This window comes from Flavobacterium sp. 120, assembly GCF_003633605.1.
Taxonomy (GTDB): Bacteria; Bacteroidota; Bacteroidia; order Flavobacteriales; family Flavobacteriaceae; genus Flavobacterium; species Flavobacterium algoritolerans.
This window is the reverse complement of sequence record NZ_RBKZ01000001.1, coordinates 3,571,367-3,588,727: the sequence shown is the minus strand read 5'-3', so window position 1 is coordinate 3,588,727 and position 17,361 is coordinate 3,571,367. Positions and strand designations below refer to the sequence as shown.

The 17,361-nt window shown below is 35.6% G+C and carries 13 protein-coding genes; 10 read left to right on the top strand and 3 right to left on the bottom strand.

All coding sequences use genetic code 11. The features are described 5' to 3' along the window. Positions 1-64 precede the first annotated feature (64 nt). The 3 genes from C8C87_RS15385 to C8C87_RS15375 are packed head-to-tail and all read left to right on the top strand — an operon-like array spanning position 65 to position 4,124. Positions 65-2,383, top strand: coding sequence for a M28 family peptidase (locus C8C87_RS15385; RefSeq protein WP_121343399.1), 2,319 nt, complete (start codon positions 65-67; stop codon positions 2,381-2,383). A 12-nt stretch (positions 2,384-2,395) separates the two neighbouring features. Beyond that, the gene (locus C8C87_RS15380; RefSeq protein WP_121343197.1) at positions 2,396-3,199 is read left to right on the top strand and encodes an SDR family NAD(P)-dependent oxidoreductase; all 804 of its coding nucleotides are present in this window, start codon (positions 2,396-2,398) and stop codon (positions 3,197-3,199) included. Position 3,200: 1 nt separating this feature from the next. Continuing rightward, positions 3,201-4,124 (top strand): DMT family transporter, encoded by a 924-nt coding sequence (locus C8C87_RS15375; RefSeq protein ID WP_121343196.1) that lies wholly within the window; start codon positions 3,201-3,203, stop codon positions 4,122-4,124. Positions 4,125-4,194: 70 nt separating this feature from the next. On the opposite strand, the gene C8C87_RS15370 is transcribed toward C8C87_RS15375, so the two are convergent. Then, a complete protein-coding gene (locus tag C8C87_RS15370; protein ID WP_121343195.1) occupies positions 4,195-6,258 on the bottom strand; it encodes a M13 family metallopeptidase in 2,064 nt (687 codons plus the stop codon). A 224-nt stretch (positions 6,259-6,482) separates the two neighbouring features. On the opposite strand from C8C87_RS15370, the gene C8C87_RS15365 reads away from it, so the two are divergent. From C8C87_RS15365 to C8C87_RS15335, 7 genes are all read left to right on the top strand, one after another. Beyond that, positions 6,483-7,148, top strand: coding sequence for an SCO family protein (locus C8C87_RS15365; RefSeq protein WP_099713879.1), 666 nt, complete (start codon positions 6,483-6,485; stop codon positions 7,146-7,148). A 168-nt stretch (positions 7,149-7,316) separates the two neighbouring features. Further along, positions 7,317-7,556, top strand: coding sequence for a FeoA family protein (locus C8C87_RS15360; protein ID WP_121343194.1), 240 nt, complete (start codon positions 7,317-7,319; stop codon positions 7,554-7,556). Further along, positions 7,556-9,655, top strand: coding sequence for a ferrous iron transport protein B (gene feoB / locus C8C87_RS15355; protein WP_121343193.1), 2,100 nt, complete (start codon positions 7,556-7,558; stop codon positions 9,653-9,655). The genes C8C87_RS15360 and feoB overlap by 1 nt, the downstream gene beginning before the upstream one ends. Positions 9,656-9,661: 6 nt before the next feature. Next, positions 9,662-9,793 carry a FeoB-associated Cys-rich membrane protein gene (locus C8C87_RS15350; RefSeq protein ID WP_121343192.1) on the top strand — a complete coding sequence of 44 codons (132 nt, stop codon included), beginning with the start codon at positions 9,662-9,664 and terminating at the stop codon, positions 9,791-9,793. A gap of 574 nt (positions 9,794-10,367) precedes the next feature. Continuing rightward, positions 10,368-13,052 (top strand): TonB-dependent receptor domain-containing protein, encoded by a 2,685-nt coding sequence (locus tag C8C87_RS15345; RefSeq protein ID WP_121343398.1) that lies wholly within the window; start codon positions 10,368-10,370, stop codon positions 13,050-13,052. Positions 13,053-13,145: 93 nt separating this feature from the next. Further along, a complete protein-coding gene (locus tag C8C87_RS15340) occupies positions 13,146-13,619 on the top strand; it encodes a YfiR family protein (RefSeq protein ID WP_233550047.1) in 474 nt (157 codons plus the stop codon). 99 nt (positions 13,620-13,718) lie between these two features. Further along, the gene (locus tag C8C87_RS15335) at positions 13,719-16,178 is read left to right on the top strand and encodes a PAS domain S-box protein (RefSeq protein WP_121343190.1); all 2,460 of its coding nucleotides are present in this window, start codon (positions 13,719-13,721) and stop codon (positions 16,176-16,178) included. Positions 16,179-16,204: 26 nt separating this feature from the next. On the opposite strand, the gene C8C87_RS15330 is transcribed toward C8C87_RS15335, so the two are convergent. Together C8C87_RS15330 and C8C87_RS15325 are read right to left on the bottom strand one after the other, a co-directional pair. Beyond that, a complete protein-coding gene (locus C8C87_RS15330; protein ID WP_121343189.1) occupies positions 16,205-16,621 on the bottom strand; it encodes a hypothetical protein in 417 nt (138 codons plus the stop codon). A gap of 43 nt (positions 16,622-16,664) precedes the next feature. Next, on the bottom strand, positions 16,665-17,318 hold the full coding sequence (locus C8C87_RS15325; RefSeq protein WP_099713885.1) for a metal-dependent transcriptional regulator: 654 nt from the start codon (positions 17,316-17,318) through the stop codon (positions 16,665-16,667). Positions 17,319-17,361 lie beyond the last annotated feature (43 nt).

Sequence of the window (17,361 nt, the reverse complement as noted above, 5' to 3'; positions counted from 1 at the left end):
AGATTATTCCTCAATTTTTGCCAGTTTATTTCTCCTAGGGATACTAGGATTGATTTACTTTACCATGATGCCACATTGGACTTCAGATGAAGAAGGCTCTCTTTCTGAATTTTCGACCAAAAGAGCTTTAAACCAAGTAGAAGCCATTTCAAAACAACCTCATTATGTAGGTTCCAAAGAACATGAAGTGGTTGCTAATTATCTCGTAAAAGAGCTGAACAAGTTAGGACTGGAAACTTCTGTTCAAGAAGGATACACCTTGAGTGATTGGGGAAATTTAGTACAATCAAAAAACATATTGGCTCGAATAAAAGGAACTTCTAATTCTAAAGCGTTGTTATTGCTTTCCCATTATGACAGCGCACCACATTCCTACTCTAAAGGTGCAAGTGACGCAGGTTCAGGCGTAGCGACGATTCTGGAGAGTGTTCGTGCTTTTTTATATTCCAAAACCCCACATAAAAACGATATTATTATTCTGTTTTCAGATGCGGAAGAATTAGGATTAAATGGCGCAGCGCTTTTTGTAACCAAACACCATTGGGCAAAAGAAATAGGCTTAGTGCTAAACTTTGAAGCGCGTGGTTCATCCGGACCCAGTTATATGTTGATGGAAACCAACAAGGGAAATGCAGGGTTAGTAAAAGAGTTTGCTGCCGCAAAAGCGACTTTTCCCGTTTCAAATTCCTTGATGTACAGCATTTATAAAATGTTACCCAATGATACTGACTTGACTGTTTTCAGAGAACAAGGCAATATTCAAGGGTATAATTTTGCTTTTATTGATGACCATTTTAACTATCATACTGCTCAGGACGACATCAATCATTTGAACAAAAACACATTAGCACATCAAGGCACGTATTTAATGCCATTGCTGAACTATTTCTCAAATGCCGATTTAAATACAACACAAGCCAGTGAAGATTACGTCTATTTTACCATTCCGTATACGTTTATAAGTTATCCTTTTAGCTGGGTTTTACCAATGGTGGTAATCGCATTGGTCCTGTTTATTTTTCTATTATTTTTAGGAATAGCCAAGCGTATTTTATCATTCCGCGAAATTGGAAGAGGATTTATTCCATTTTTAGGTTCATTGATTGTTACTGGATTAATTACTTTTTTTGGTTGGAAAGGATTATTAGCCGTTTACCCGCAATACAATGATTTACTCAACGGATTTACATATAACGGACACGCTTACATTGCAGCATTTGTACTTCTGGCTTTGGCGATAAGCCTAGTATTTTACAACCGTTTTTCTGCCAAGAAAGTGACTATGAATCATTATGTAGCACCATTATTTATTTGGATTGTCATTAATGGAGCGCTTGCTTTCAGTTTACAAGGAGCTGGATTCCTGATTATTCCGGTCTATTTTGGATTATTTTTATTTGCTGCATTTATCATTACCCAAAAATCCCGTAAAATACTAAGTCTTATTTTTAGCATTCCGGCCTTGATAATCATAACGCCTTTCATCCAGATGTTTCCTATTGGTTTGGGATTAAAAGTGTTGTTTGGAAGTGCAATCCTTACCGTTTTGACATTCACATTATTGTTGCCTGTTTTTGGGACTTTCGCCAAAAAAGGAATCTGGTCTTTAGTATTTTTTATGCTTGCCATTGGCTTTTTTGCGAAAGCGCATTCTGAATCAGGTTACGAATATGGGAAAGCCAAATCAAACAGCTTATTGTATGTCTATGATGCCGATACTGACAAAGCCAATTGGGTTACGTATGACACCAATCTTGATTCCTGGACCAAAAGCTATTTGGGTGAAAACCCAAAAGACGCATCCATTTTGAACGAAACACCATTGTTCAGCAAATACAATTCCGGTTTTACGTATGCTGCCAAAGCTCCTAGAAAAGACATTCTAAAACCAAGTATTACGTTTCTAGAAGACAGAATTGTAGGCAATCAAAGGTATTTGAAAATAAAAATTTCCCCAAATCGAAACGTCAACCGCTATGATATTTTTGCCAATGAAAAAATGGTGATTCATAATTTCAAAGCGAATGGCGTGACCACATTAGGCCAGAAAAATTCACTTTACCAACGAAAAGGAAAGAAAATATTGAGTTATTATGTCGTTGGAAATACACCTTTAGAAATGCAGTTCAGTGTAAATTCCTCAACGGTTTTTGATATGGAACTGATGGAAAGTTCTTTTGATTTAATGACTAATCCTTTATTTGGAATAGCCAAAAGAGAAAATTGGATGATGCCAACACCTTTTGTTTTGAATGATGCGGTAGTAATCAAACAAAAAATAAAACCGACACCAGTTGTGGTTGCAAATGCTTTGGATACAGCTATCAATCCTATGACTAAAGATAGTTTAACAGTTGTGAAAGACAGTTTGAAAGTCAAATAATTTAAACATAAAATGACAAAAATTAGTATTCTGGGTTGTGGCTGGTTGGGTTTTCCTTTGGCGAAAGCCTTACATTCAAAAGGATTTTCCGTAAACGGCTCGACGACTTCGACAGAGAAATTAGCCGTATTGGAAAATGCAGGAATTGAACCTTTTTTAATTGCGCTTTCAGAAAATAAAACCACTGGAAACCTAACAGATTTTCTGGAGAATTCTGAAATTTTAATCATCGATGTTCCGCCAAAACTTCGCGGTTCAGGGACAGAAAACTTTGTTTCCAAGATTCGAAATACAATTCCGTTTATAGAAAAATCATCAGTTGAAAACGTGCTTTTCATCAGTTCGACATCCGTTTATAATGATGATGATGCTTTTGTTACTGAAGAAACAATCCCGAGACCGGATACTGAAGGCGGCAAACAATTACTGGAAACAGAAAAGCTTTTGCAAAGCAATATAAACTTTAAAACAACGGTATTGCGTTTTGGCGGCTTAATTGGCGAAGACCGTAATCCAATAAAGTTCTTGGCTGGACGTGAAAATTTGGATAATCCTGACGCCTCGATTAATTTGATTCATCAGGAAGATTGTGTGGGTATAATTCTAAAAATCATTGAAAATGATGTGTGGAATGAAACCTTCAATGCGGTCGCTCCATCTCATCCCTCACGAGAAAGGTACTACACACAAAAAGCAGTGGATTTAGATTTGGCTTTGCCAAAGTTTAATCATAAAAATCCATCTATTGGAAAAACAATTTTGAGTACTAAAATAGAAACCGTTTTAAATTATACTTTTACAAAACCAAATTTATAACGTGAGAACTAAAATTAAAAATGCTGTTTCGTCTAAAGTTAATGCCATTGGATTACCTATTTTGGCTTTGTGCTGGGTCAGTTTTTTTTGGGGAACTACTTGGATTGCTTCAAAAGAAGGCGTAAAACACATGCCGGCTTTACAACTTGCTGCCATTAGACAATTCATTGGTGGATTGCTGTATATTTCTTTTTTCTTGTTCAAAAAAACACCTTGGCCAAAAGGAAAACAATGGAAAACCATTGTCATTTTAAGCATCCTTAATTTTGTTTTGAGTAACGGATTAAGCACTTGGGGCGTGAAATACATCAGTAGCGGACTTGGAGCAATCATTGGCGCTATTGTTCCTTTATGGATTGTAATTATTACTTTTTTTAAGGGAGAACGATTGGCAAGACTTACTGTTATTGGTTTAATTATCAGTTTTGGTGGCGTTTGCGTTATCTTTTACGATCATTTAAGTGATTTTATGATTCCTGATTTTAGATTTGGGATTATACTGTCATTGATAGCTACGTTAACTTGGGCATTTGGCTCGTTGTATACAAAGAAAAAAGCAGCTAGTTTTAACCCTTATTTTAGTTTGGGACTGCAAATGTTTATATCCAGTATTTTAATTTTTGCGTACAATGGAGCAACGGGAACTTCTGTTAGTTTGAGTGCTATTCCAGCAATTTCGTGGTGGTCTATTGCTTATTTAGTTGTTTTTGGTTCCGTACTTACTTTCATTGCCTTTATCTATGCGCTTCAAAATCTTCCTGCTGAAATAAGCAGTATTTACGCATACATCAACCCAATTATAGCCGTGATTCTAGGTGCTGTGATTTTCGGAGAAGTACTAAATGCTGCCATTGCAATAGGCGGTGGCGTTACATTGTTTGGATTGTATCTGGTGAATTATTCGTTGAGGAAAGGCCGAAAATAAATTCCTGATAAATCAAAAAAGTCCCATCTGACAGTTTCAAATGGGACTTTTTTTATGCTTGTATGTATTTCTACCAGATTCTTACACGCTTTTCAGGTGCAATATACATTCCGTCAGTTGCTTTGATATCGAACGCTTTATAGAACGTATCAATGTTTTGCAAAGGAACATAAGCACGGTACATTCCTGGAGAATGCGGGTCTGTTTTTACTTGGTTTTTCAAGGCTTCATCTCGCATTTTTGAACGCCAGATCGTTGACCAAGAAATAAAGAAACGTTGTTCTGGAGTATATCCGTCGATTAATCCCGGATTTCCGTTTTCTTTCAAATACAATTGTAAACCATCATAAGCAGCATTTACTCCACCTAAATCTCCAATGTTTTCACCCAGCGTAAATTTACCATCTACAAAAGTTCCCGGAATAGGTTGCAAAGCGCTGTATTGAGCGGCAAGTGCTCCTGTTAAGGCTGAAAATTGTTTCAAATCTTCTGCGGTCCACCAGTCTACTAAGTTTCCGTCAGCATTGTAACGGGAACCTGAATCATCAAAACCATGTGAAATTTCATGACCAATAACACCACCGATTCCACCATAATTTACAGCTTCATCCGCTTGGTAATTGTAAAAAGGCGGTTGTAAAATTGCTGCTGGGAATACAATCTCGTTATTTGAAGGATTGTAATACGCATTTACCGTTTGTGGAGACATTCCCCATCTGTCTTTATCAACAGGTTTATTCAACTCAGCTATATTTTCATTGAAACGCCATTGCGCCATGCTTTTAGCGTTTTCAAAATACGTTCCTCCTTCTTCTGGACTTTTAATCGTCAAGGCTGAATAATCTTTCCATTTGTCAGGATAACCAATTTTAATTCTTGATTTATGCAGTTTAGCAAGCGCGCTCACCTTTGTTTCTGCAGACATCCAAGACAAATTATTGATTCTATTTTCGAAAGCTGAAAATATATTTTTGATCATTTTCTCCGCTTTGGCTTTGGCTTCAGCCGGAAATTTTTTCTCAACATATAATTTTCCTAACGCTTCTCCAACCGCTCCATTGATGGTTTGAAGTGCTCTTTCGTCACGTGGTCTTTGACTTACAGCTCCCGTTAACGTTCTTCCGTAAAACTCCCAGTTTGCATTTTCAATTTCAGTTGATAATTGGCTTGAAGCTCTGTTCAACAAACTCCAACGCATGTATGCTTTCCAGTCTTCTACTTTATTTTCTTTAAAAATAGTTTCTAGAGCAGTCATGTATTTTGGTTGCGATACAATAACAGTATCTACTTTTGCCAATCCAATTTTTGTAAAATAATTATTCCAGTTGATTGATGGAGTTAATTTACTCAAATCAGCCAATGTCATCGGATTGTATGACTTTCTACGATCTCTGCGTTCTACTCTGTCTAATCTTGGTTTAGACATGGCAATTTCAAGAGCCAGGATTTTTTCAGCATTCATTTTTGCAACTGCTGGTTTATCACCAAGGTATTGCAACATTTTAGCAACGTGTAAAAGATATTTCGCACGTTTCTCTTTGGAATCAGCATCTTCAGAAACATAATAATCTCTGTCTGGCAAGCCTACACCGCCCGGACCTAAATTAATCACGTTTCTACTGCTGTTCTTTGCATCTGTTCCTACACCGGCACCCATAAATCCAATCCCACCAATAGGTTCCATTTCAATCAATAATGCCTCTAAATCTTTGGCGTTTTTAACCGCATCTATTTTCTTTAAGTACGGTTTCAAAGGCGCTATACCTAACTTATTTCTTCCTACGGTATCAAGAATAGATTTGTATAAGTTAATCGCTTTCCCTTGATCTGTATTCGATTTGTAGCTTGGATTTGTTGTCGCTTCTTTTAGAATTGCCAATGCATCAGCATCTGTTTTTTGACGCAATTCATCAAAACTACCCCAACGGGTTCTATCAGCTGGAATCTCCGTATTATCCAACCAAGTTCCGTTTACATAACGAAAGAAATCGTTGCTAGGCTTTACAGCCTTATCCATGTAATTAACATTGATCCCCGGTTCTTTAGCTGCCGGAGCATTCTGTGCTTGACTCACCGCAAAACCCATGATTGCGGGAATCACAAAAAGCAATTGCTTATTGCTGGTTTTTTTCATTTTTTTTTGGTTTTTAGTTATCTTAACAAAGCTATTAATAAATAATTTGATTTTTAGTTAAAATCAAATACATCTCTATTTGACTTTAAAATTTCTAAAAGGTTTAATCATAAAAGGTATTAATTTCACATCCTTTATTTCAAAGGAATTCATCTAAAATAAGATTGTGTTAATTTGAATTAAAAACAAATCTCGTTTTCGTATTTTTGCATCAAAATAGCGTTATGTTAGAATTTTTCAAAAAATACCGACTCTTTTTCGGGGTCTTCATTGTTCTTTCGGCAATCATTTTATCTTTATTTTATTCGGCTTTAAAGCCAAAAAAAACACTTCCCATTTATAATCCTGCGGATGTGAATCCTGAATTAGTGGACAGCACCATTCAATACAAAAGCAAGTACCATACGATTGCTGATTTTTCATTTGTTAACCAAAACGGAAAAACCATCACCCAAAAAGATTACGAAGGCAAAATATACGTTGCTGATTTTTTCTTTACCACTTGCGGCTCCATCTGTCCAAAGATGACCACCAATTTATCCGATATTCAAAAAGCTTTCGCCAATAATCCAAAGGTCAAATTATTATCGTACACCGTTTTTCCGGAGACTGACAGCGTTCCCGTTTTAAAGGCTTACGCCAAAAAACATCATGTTGATGATGCCAAATGGAATTTAGTCACCGGAGATAAAAAAGAAATCTATACCATGGCCAGAAAATCCTATTTGGCCGTGAAACTGGGTAAACCAAGTGAATTATATGATATGGTTCACACCGAAAATTTTGTTTTGGTGGATGCCAAAAAAAGAGTTCGTGGCTTTTATGACGGCACCAATAAAGAAGACATCAAGCGATTAATCGAAGACATTACTTTTTTGAGTAACGAATAAAGACTTTAAACAGAAGATAAGTCACTTATAATCTGATTGAAAAACCCAGTAAAACAAACTATTCCCTATTCTTAAAATTTATCCAAAAAAACTACAAAATTGACAATTATCATTTTTTTTAGTTTTATAATATGTACTTTTGCAATCTTAATTCAATCTAAATAAGACTTGCAAACAACGATACATTCTCTAAAAAAAGGTGAAAAAGCCATTATCAAAGATTTTGATATTGACATTGTTCCGTTGAAATTACTAGAAATGGGTTGTTTGCCTGGGAATATGGTTGAACTGCTTCAAATTGCTCCTTTTGGCGATCCTTTATACCTTAACATTAATGGTTCACACGTTGCTATCCGCGTGGAAACAGCCCGTGAGATTGAAGTTGAAATACTAAAAAACAACTTATAATGACCAATCAAAATATCAATGTTGCTTTAATCGGGAATCCTAATACGGGGAAAACTTCCGTTTTTAATCAGTTGACAGGACTTAATCAACAAGTGGGAAACTACCCTGGAATTACGGTTGAAAAAAAGATTGGTTTTTGTAAATTACCCAATAATGCCAAAGCAAATATTCTGGATTTACCCGGAACTTACAGCTTAAATGCAAGTTCGATTGATGAAAATGTAGTCATTGAATTATTACTGAATAAAAACGATAAATTATATCCGGACGTAGCACTTGTCGTTACTGATGTTGAAAATCTGAAACGAAATTTACTGCTTTTTACCCAAATAAAAGACCTTGAAATCCCCACAATATTAGTCATCAACATGGCCGATAGAATGAAATTTAAAGGAATCACACTAGACATCCCGTATCTTGAGGAGCATTTAAAAACAAAAATCGCACTGATTAGTTCCAGAAAAGGTTTTGGGATTGATGAATTGAAAAAATTGATTGTCAGTTACAAAACCATTTCAAGCGAACCATGCCTGAATGCGTCCAGTATTGATCCTGAATATTTCAATACGCTTCGAAAAACATTTCCTAACCAGCTGTTGTATAAATTATGGTTGGTCATCACGCAAGACGTAAACTTCCTGAATTTAGATCGAAATGAAATTAGAAGTTCGTTTACTAAATCGCATTCGGATTTAAAGCGTTTGCAACAAAAAGAAACCATAAAACGCTATCAATTCATCAATGATGTTTTGAAAGAAGGATTAAAAATTGACACCACTATTGCTAAAGATTTCCGTAGTAAACTGGATCGTGTTCTGACACACAAAGTATGGGGATATGTAATTTTCTTCCTGATTTTGTTTGTTATTTTCCAATCTATTTTTGAATGGTCTAAAATTCCAATGGATTTTATCGATGCTTCTTTTGCTTCATTGAGTACACTTGCTGCCGAAGAATTACCGGCAGGAGTTTTGACTAATTTAATTTCGCAGGGAATCATTCCCGGAATAGGAGGAATTTTGATATTTATTCCACAAATCGCGTTCCTGTTTATGTTTATTTCGATTCTTGAAGAAAGTGGTTACATGAGCCGAGTAGTTTTCCTGATGGATAAAATCATGCGAAAATTTGGTTTATCAGGTAAAAGTGTGGTGCCGCTTATTTCAGGAACCGCCTGCGCTATTCCAGCAATTATGGCTACCCGAAATATAGAGAACTGGAAAGAAAGATTAATCACTATTCTGGTAACTCCTTTCACAACCTGTTCTGCTAGATTACCCGTTTATGCCATTATTATTGCACTGGTAATTCCTGATAATCGTGTTTTTGGATTTCTGAACATGCAAGGAATGACCTTAATGTTGTTGTACCTTTTGGGTTTTGGAATGGCTATTTTCTCCGCTTACATTTTGAATAAAATCCTTAAAATAAAAGGGAAAACATACTTCGTAGTAGAAATGCCAAATTATAAATTACCACTTTTCAAGAACGTGGGAATCAATGTAATCGAGAAAACGAAAGCTTTTATTTTTGGCGCCGGAAAAATCATTTTAGCGATTTCTATTGTATTGTGGTTTTTAGCCTCTTACGGTCCAGGCGAAAAATTCAATAATGCAGAAACAATTGTTACTGAAAACACCAAGCAAAATCCGTTGTCAGAAACAGATTTTGAGAATGCTGTAGCTTCACAAAAACTGGAAAATTCCTATATTGGATTAATGGGAAAAACTATTGAACCGGCGATTTCACCCCTTGGTTACGACTGGAAAATAGGAATTGCAATCATCAGTTCCTTTGCTGCCAGAGAAGTATTCGTAGGAACATTGGCTACTATTTACAGCGTAGGTGGCAGTGATAATGAGACTACAATCAAAAATAAAATGGCTGCAGAAATCAATCCGGTAACCGGAGAAAAGATTTTCAACTTTGCCTCCGGAATATCATTGTTGTTGTTTTATGCTTTTGCTATGCAATGTGCCAGTACGCTTGCAGTTACTAAAAAAGAAACCAATTCATGGAAATGGCCGGCTGGACAATTGATCTTCATGTCTGGATTTGCTTATGTGGTGGCTTTACTTGCCTATCAAATTCTAAAATAACCTATTATGGATATTCAAGAAATAATTGCTTTTATTGCCTTGGGAATTGCCCTTGCTTTTTTGATCAAAAAATTCTTTTTCAAAAAGAAAAAATCAGATAAAAATTGCGGTAGCGGTGATGATTGTGGTTGCAATTAAAATTTTCCTCTTTTCTGTTTTTTAATCTGAACTACTTTAAAACTCAACTGGGTTAAACTTTACTTAAAAAAACAAAAAAAAGCCTTCTATTATTTAAGAAAATGCCTTTTTTTGATTAAATTTACTATAGAAAAAACGAGCTTTTAGATTCAAAATCAGTTCTTTCCATTTTTTAGATTAAAAAAAGTGGCTTTTAAATACAACCTGAATCTAAGTTGCCTTTTGGACATAATTTCAACTCTATCCCTACAAAGAATTGAAATTATAGAACTATTATGAATGGGGAATTCGCATAGGATTAAACCATCATAATTTTTAGTAAAAATCTCATTCGTAAGTTATAAATATTTTTAATCCCAAAAAATATTTCTGATTCTGTTATAGACCTAAAGTAGTATTCGTTTTTGGATAAACTTCTTTTTAACAAATTGAACAAAACTACTTTTTGATTTCATACTCATCTTTTTCACGGATTACTTTTTCTCAAAAACACAACAAGTAGTTCCCTGAAAACTTCTTACAATTATTACGTTGCCATTGATTTCAAACCAAAATGGACCAATATCAACTAATCATGAAAAAGTTTGTCACCATCGTATTATTTATGCTGAACATCACCTTTCTTTTTGCACAAAAAGAAATCTCCGGTTTTGTGATAGATAATGCTGGTGTTGCCATGTCAGGCGTAAATGTCACCGAAAAAGGAACAAGTAACAGCGTTTCCACTGATCTCAACGGAGCATACAAGATTACCGTCAAAGAAGGAGCTATTTTAGTCTTTAGTTACTTTGGTTTCTCCAAACAAGAATATGACACAACGGAATCTATTTTGAATGTTGTTTTATCTGAAGGAAGCGGACAAAATCTTAACGCAGTTGTCGTTACCGGAACAAGAGCTACGCCCAGAAGCAATACTACAACAACACTTCCCATTGATATTGTGTCCTATGAAGAACTGACTTCAACAGGACAAACAACATTTGACAAAGCATTACAGTACAAAATCCCCTCTTTTAATACGGCTCAAACTCCCGTAAATGATGCTACTTCCTTACTTGACCCATACGAAATTAGAAATATGGGACCCAGCAGAACTTTAATACTCATCAACGGAAAACGGAAAAATTTAAGCGCTTTACTGTATGTTCAAACATCGCCCGGTCAAGGGGAAACAGGAGCTGATATTTCCGGAATACCAATTGATGCCATAGAACGGGTAGAAATTCTTCGGGATGGCGCATCGGCACAATACGGTTCTGATGCCATTGCCGGAGTACTCAATATTATTTTAAAAAAGAGAACTGATGATGGTTCCGTAACTATTAAAACAGGCGTGACGGGTGAAGGTGACGGCGAAATGCTGGGCGTGAGCTTGAACAATGGCTCTGCTGTGGGCAATAATGGTTTTGTAAATTATACATTAGATTTTTCGAAAGTAAAATTGGCAAACAGACCCGGAAAAGTAGATGCAGATGGAGAATTTACTGATTTTGGAGGCACTATTTCAGGCATTAACACCTCAGCAGATATTAACGCTTTTCTAACAAAATACCCGTATGCCAAGAATATAAATGGAGCTCCAGAAACTGCTGCTGCAAAATTTTTGGTAAACGGTGGATTTAATCTATCTGATGAAACACAAATGTATTACAACGCCGCTTATGTCTATAAAAAAGTGAATTCTTATGCCAATTACAGAACGCCATACTGGGGCTACGGAGGAGGAATTACTTTAAACGACCTTCCCTATTTATTAAATTTCTTTGGAGACGGAACTATCGCTTCATACAAAGGCTATATCCCAACATTTATAGGCGAATTAAACGATTACAACGCCACTTTAGGCTACAAATCCATAAAAAACGGATGGAATACTGATGCCAGCATAACAGTAGGCGGAAACAAACAAACTTACGCTATAGAAAACTCTCATAACAGATCTGATATTCAGGATGCAAATGGAGTGAATTTATATCGTGAAAACAGCCCTATTTTTTTCAAACCAGGAGGTGCATCATTCAATCATGTTGTGGGTAATTTAGATATTTCTAAAGTGCTGTCAGATAAAATAAGCATTGGTTTTGGCTCCGAAGTGAGAACCGAAACGTTCCTGATCAATGAAGGCGATAAAGCTTCTTGGGATGGATTTGGCGCTGACTCATTTGCGGGGAATCGACCCGAGAATTCCGGAAAATGGAATCGATATAATTTAGGAGGATACTTCGATCTGGCGTATGACTTTACAAAAGATTTTTCAGTAAACGGTACCGTTCGTTATGAAGATTACAGCGATTTTGGAGCAGCAACGGTTTGGAAATTAAGTTCCAGATATAAATTTTATAAAGACAAAATTACGGTAAGAGGTTCTATTTCTTCTGGATTTAGAGCACCGACATTACACCAAATCTACACTCAAAAATCACAATATTCTTTCGTAGCGGGTCAGGGAATTCAAATCAACGGCTTAATTAATAATATTTCTGCACATGCACGTATTTTGGGTATTCCAAAATTAGATGCCGAAAAATCAACCAATATAACTGTAGGAATAGGTTCCAATCCTTTGAAAGATTTAAATTTCACTGTAGATTATTACAACATTAAAGTAAAAGACAGAATCATTTTAGGGGATAAAGTGGACACACAGTTTGGCAGCGTTGCCTGGTTTGAAAACTCATTCGATACGAGAACTTCAGGCTTAGATGTGGTCATGAATTACGGCACTTTAACATTAGGGGCCGGGGTTATTGGATTCAATTTGTCCGGAAATATAACGCTTGAAAACAAAAGAATTTCACCCGTTGCAAGTAATAATTTTGGTACAACACTTGATGCTTTAATGTTTACGTCCAGACCCGAAACCAAATGGATTTTGGGAGCAAATTACAGAATCAGAAAATTTGATTTCTCACTTAGCAACACGTATTTTGGAAAAACAACTTTCAAACAAGAAGGTTTAGATTCCAATTTAAGAACAGAGTTTATCCCTAAAATAGTCACTGATTTAGGAATTAACTACGCTGCAACAGATAAATTAACCATAACGCTTAACGCGAATAATGTGTTAAATGTAGTGCCCGAATGGAAATTTAAAGCCGAAAATGCCGCCGGAACAGCCATTCTGAACAACCCGACTCAAGTGAAATCACAATTTAACCTGATTACATTCAATGGTCGTTACTCGCAAATGACCTATCAAGGATATCACTTTAGCCAATTAGGAACTTTATTTAGCTTGTCGCTTATCTATAAATTTTAAAAAAGATATTTCAAATCAGGGTAGAACTTCGTTAAAAACAGAATGATGAAAACTAGAAATCACCTATTTATTTTAAGCATAATTATTATGCTAATGGGGGGAAATACGATTTCGGCCCAAGAGAATTCCGGAGGAAAGGAATATGCTTTAAAAGCAGATTTCTTGTATCGTTTTGTAGACTATGTTTACTGGAAAAATTACTCTAAAAAACAAACTTTCAAGATTGCTATTTTGGAAGGAAGTCCAATTACCAGTTCACTGCTTGACATTAGTAAAGACAAAAAAATTGAAGTAAAAGAATATAAAAATTTGAATGATATAAGTTTTTGCAACATCCTGTTTGTTCCTTACAATTGTTCCATTCCTATTGAAACCATTCTTTCTAAATATGCAGGGAAACCGGTACTGATTGTCACAGAACAAAACGGTTTTGGAAAAAAAGGAACACATGTGAATTTTGTCAAAGTCGACAATAAATTAAAATTTGAAGTAAATCTAAAAGCAATAAATAAAGCCGGAATAGGAATCAGTTCGTTCTTATTGCAACATGCCATTATTGTGCAATAATAATATCAAAATACAGCTTTGAGTGATTTGAAAATCTTTAAAATACAAACCGTTTAGTGTATGAAGTGGTGCTATAAATATTGAAAAAACAATACATACATGATGAATCTACGCAACATATCAATTAAAAATAAGCTGGTGCTCATGCAGGTTTTCACCTCAGCATTTGTATTGGGACTTTGTATTACTGCTTTTGTACTGATAGACATTCAAGGATTTAAAGACCGAAAAGTGATTAGTTCAATAGCCATTGCACAAGTGGTTGGTTTCAATAATGTTTCTGCCCTTGAGTTTTTGGATAATGCTGCCGCCAATAAAATTCTGTCAGAATTAAACGTGCAAAACGACATTTTGAATGCAAACATATTGGACAAAAAAGGCAACGTTTTTGCCTCCTATACAAAACCGGGTTCTGATCCTAACTATCGATTTTCTGTTCCGGCCATGAATGAAAAAAGTTCTCATTTTACCAATGAAAATCTTTTTGTTTACAGCAAAATCAAGAAAGACAATAAAACAATTGGATTGGTTTGTATCCGATTTGAATTATCAGAATTGAATAAAATAAAAATGGATGTGCTCCGTCTGGGAGTTGTACTATTGGTCGTAGGAATCGGGCTGGCATTCTTGATTGCAATGATTATTAAAAAATACATCTCAAAACCCTTATTGAACTTGGTAACCGTAATTCAGCAGATAAAGGACACCAGTGATTATACCACCCGAATGACCGTTGAAGGAAAAGACGAAATCAGCATTCTTTCCATAGGTCTTAATGACATGCTTTCAACAATCGAAAAAAGAGACAATGAAGTCGCTCAATCCAAAGAGCAGTTAAATGAGCAAAATACACTTTTACAATCCGTGATTCAAAACATGGGTGATGGATTAGTCGTTGCTGATGAAAATGGGAAATTTATCATTTGGAATCCCGCTTCTGAAAAAATAATTGGAATTGGCCTTCTTGATATACCCGAAGAAAAATGGGCTGACACGTATGGCATATTGTGGCCGGATACTAAAGCTGTTTTGGCTACTGATGACCTGCCTATCGTTAAGGCATTACATGGCGAAGAAGTAGATGATATGGAAATATTTGTACAAAATTACAAAAAAACCGAAGGCAATTTTGTCGTAATATCCGCCAGACCATTAAAAGATTCGGCTGGTAAAATAACCGGAGCGGTGGCAGTTTTTCATGATATCACGGAACGGAAAAATGCAGAAACCGAGATTAAAAAACTAAATGAAGAACTGGAACAAAAAGTAACGGAACGCACAGCTCAATTGGCAGAGGCCATAGAAACACTTCGCAAAAGCGAGGAGAAATATCGTGAAATTGTGGAAAACATAAGTGATCTTGTCCACACATCAGACTATAAAGGTTATTTCACCTACATCAATCCTGCTTGTAAAAAACTAACGGGTTATACCCAAGATGAGCTTATAGGAAAACATTTTTCAGAACTAGTCGCTCCAGAATGGAAAGACCGTGTGGCCGATTTTTACTTAAATCAATTTAAACATAAAATAGACGAAACATTATTCTCATTTCCCATTATTACCAAAAACAGAGAACTAAAATGGGTAGAACAAACGGTAATGCAGCTAAGGGAAGGAAATAGAATTACCGGTCACAAATCGATCATGCGAGACATCACGGAACGAAAAGCAGCCGAACAGAAATTAAAAGAAAGCGAAGGTCAATTGCAAACCATATTCAATGAGGCGCCTGACGCTTTGATTGTAATAAATGACGAAGGAATCATCATGAGATGGAATCCGCAAGCCGAAAAAATCTTTGGCTGGACCATTATAGAAGCCTTAGGCAAACGAATGCATGAATTAATTATGCCACAACAACATAGAGAGAATCATTTAAAAGGACTTCATCACTTTATAGATACTGGCGAAGGACCTATTCTTAATAAAACATTTGAAACCACAGCACTTAACAAACAAAATGTTGAATTTGATATTGAGCTAACCGTGTCGCAAGCTACTATTTTAGGCAAATACATCTTCATTGCTTTTATTAAAGACATTTCAATAAGCAAAAAACTAGAAGACGAGAAAATAGAAGCCGATAAATTAGTGCGCCTTAATGAATTAAAATTGAAATTGATTTTAGAAAATATTGGCGAAGGAATTATTGTAACTGACAGCCAGAAAAGAATCGTTTTGTCGAATCATATGGCCGAAGAAATCATAGGTATAAAACAAGACTCTACAATGCCAACTACACTGGATTGGTCCACTAAATACGACTTGTATTATCCTGACGAGCAAACTGTTTTTCCAGCTCAAAACCTTCCATTGGAAAAAGCATTAAAAGGCGAATCAACAGATGATGTCGAGATTATAATTGAAGATTCAGAAACGAAAACTAAAAAACGGGTTATCATCAGCGGAAGACCGATAATCGATGAAAACAACTATGTAATTGCTGCTGTTGCAAATATAAAAGACATCACCTATTACAAAGAACTTGAGGTGGCTTTAGAAGAAAGCGAACAGAAATATCGAAAATTAATAGGATTCAAAAGCGATAAAAAATAACATTTACTGTACTGATTCCAGAAGGGTTATTTTACATACCCAATTTTTACATAATAGTTTTTCGGATTGACTTGAACTCCTTCTTTTGGATAAGGAAAAACACTAAAATTTTTTATGTTTTTTTGCTTTTCAGGCAAATATTTAGAAAACCACTGTTTATTTTCTTCTTCGTTTTTCATCGAAAAAACCATCGTGTGATCCTCCACTAATTTTGAATCTTTGTAAACCGAAACTACAACCGAAGCTTCTCCCGCCCAGATACAAGTCACGCCTTCCGGGCAGCGGGAATCAGAAACGAGTTCTTTCAAAACCAAATTGAATCCTTTTTTCTTAAGACACTTTTTTTGGGTTATCTTCAAGGATTGAACATTTTCTGTTTTGGTGTTTTGTGCGAAAGTTATCGTGCCAATCATCAAAAGAAACAACAACAAGGAATTTTTCATGTTCTTTATTTTAAATAGTTTATCCAAAGATAACGCCAAATAGCTACGTTAATTTCACAAAAAGATTACTGGCAATTTTATTGGAAATGGTCAAATCCTTGTTGTCCACTTTTATTTTCAAAGACAAATCGAAAGTTTCCTTTCCTATGATTTCAATTTTAGAACCCAATGCGATTCCCTGTTTGTCCAAATATTTTAGAAATTCTGAGGAGGTATCTTTAACACCAACGCAAATCCCTGCTTGGTTTTCGTGCAATTCAGAGAGCAATTGCTTTTCTATTTTAACAATTTGACCATTTGCATCGGGAATAGGATCGCCATGTGGATCTTCGGTAGGATTTCCTAAAAAATCATCGAGTTTGTTGATGAGTTTTTCTGATTTGATGTGTTCTAATTGTTCCGCAATATCATGAACCTCATCCCAGGAAAAATCTAGTTTGTCTACTAAAAAAACCTCCCAAAGACGGTGTTTTCTCACGATCATTTTTGCGGCTATTTTTCCGTGTTCTGTCAACGAAACGCCTTGGTATTTTTTATAATTAACCAAGTCTTTTTCGGCTAATTTCTTGAGCATATCAGTCACTGACGAAGCTTTGGTTTCCATTTTTTCGGCAATAGCATTGGTGCTTATTTCTGAATCTGAAATAATGGTAAGGTGGTATATGGTTTTAAGATAATTCTCTTCTGAAAATGTCATTTGATTTTTGATTGCAGATTAACGATTTTTGATTTCAGATTCC

Coding starts and splice junctions, on each gene's coding strand:
- C8C87_RS15385 (WP_121343399.1), top strand. CDS start 65: ATGATGCCACATTGGACTTCAGATGAAGAAGGCTCTCTTTCTGAATTT.
- C8C87_RS15380 (WP_121343197.1), top strand. CDS start 2,396: ATGACAAAAATTAGTATTCTGGGTTGTGGCTGGTTGGGTTTTCCTTTG.
- C8C87_RS15370 (WP_121343195.1), bottom strand. CDS start 6,258: ATGAAAAAAACCAGCAATAAGCAATTGCTTTTTGTGATTCCCGCAATC.
- C8C87_RS15365 (WP_099713879.1), top strand. CDS start 6,483: ATGTTAGAATTTTTCAAAAAATACCGACTCTTTTTCGGGGTCTTCATT.
- feoB (WP_121343193.1), top strand. CDS start 7,556: ATGACCAATCAAAATATCAATGTTGCTTTAATCGGGAATCCTAATACG.
- C8C87_RS15350 (WP_121343192.1), top strand. CDS start 9,662: ATGGATATTCAAGAAATAATTGCTTTTATTGCCTTGGGAATTGCCCTT.
- C8C87_RS15345 (WP_121343398.1), top strand. CDS start 10,368: ATGAAAAAGTTTGTCACCATCGTATTATTTATGCTGAACATCACCTTT.
- C8C87_RS15340 (WP_233550047.1), top strand. CDS start 13,146: ATGGGGGGAAATACGATTTCGGCCCAAGAGAATTCCGGAGGAAAGGAA.
- C8C87_RS15335 (WP_121343190.1), top strand. CDS start 13,719: ATGATGAATCTACGCAACATATCAATTAAAAATAAGCTGGTGCTCATG.
- C8C87_RS15330 (WP_121343189.1), bottom strand. CDS start 16,621: ATGAAAAATTCCTTGTTGTTGTTTCTTTTGATGATTGGCACGATAACT.
- C8C87_RS15325 (WP_099713885.1), bottom strand. CDS start 17,318: ATGACATTTTCAGAAGAGAATTATCTTAAAACCATATACCACCTTACC.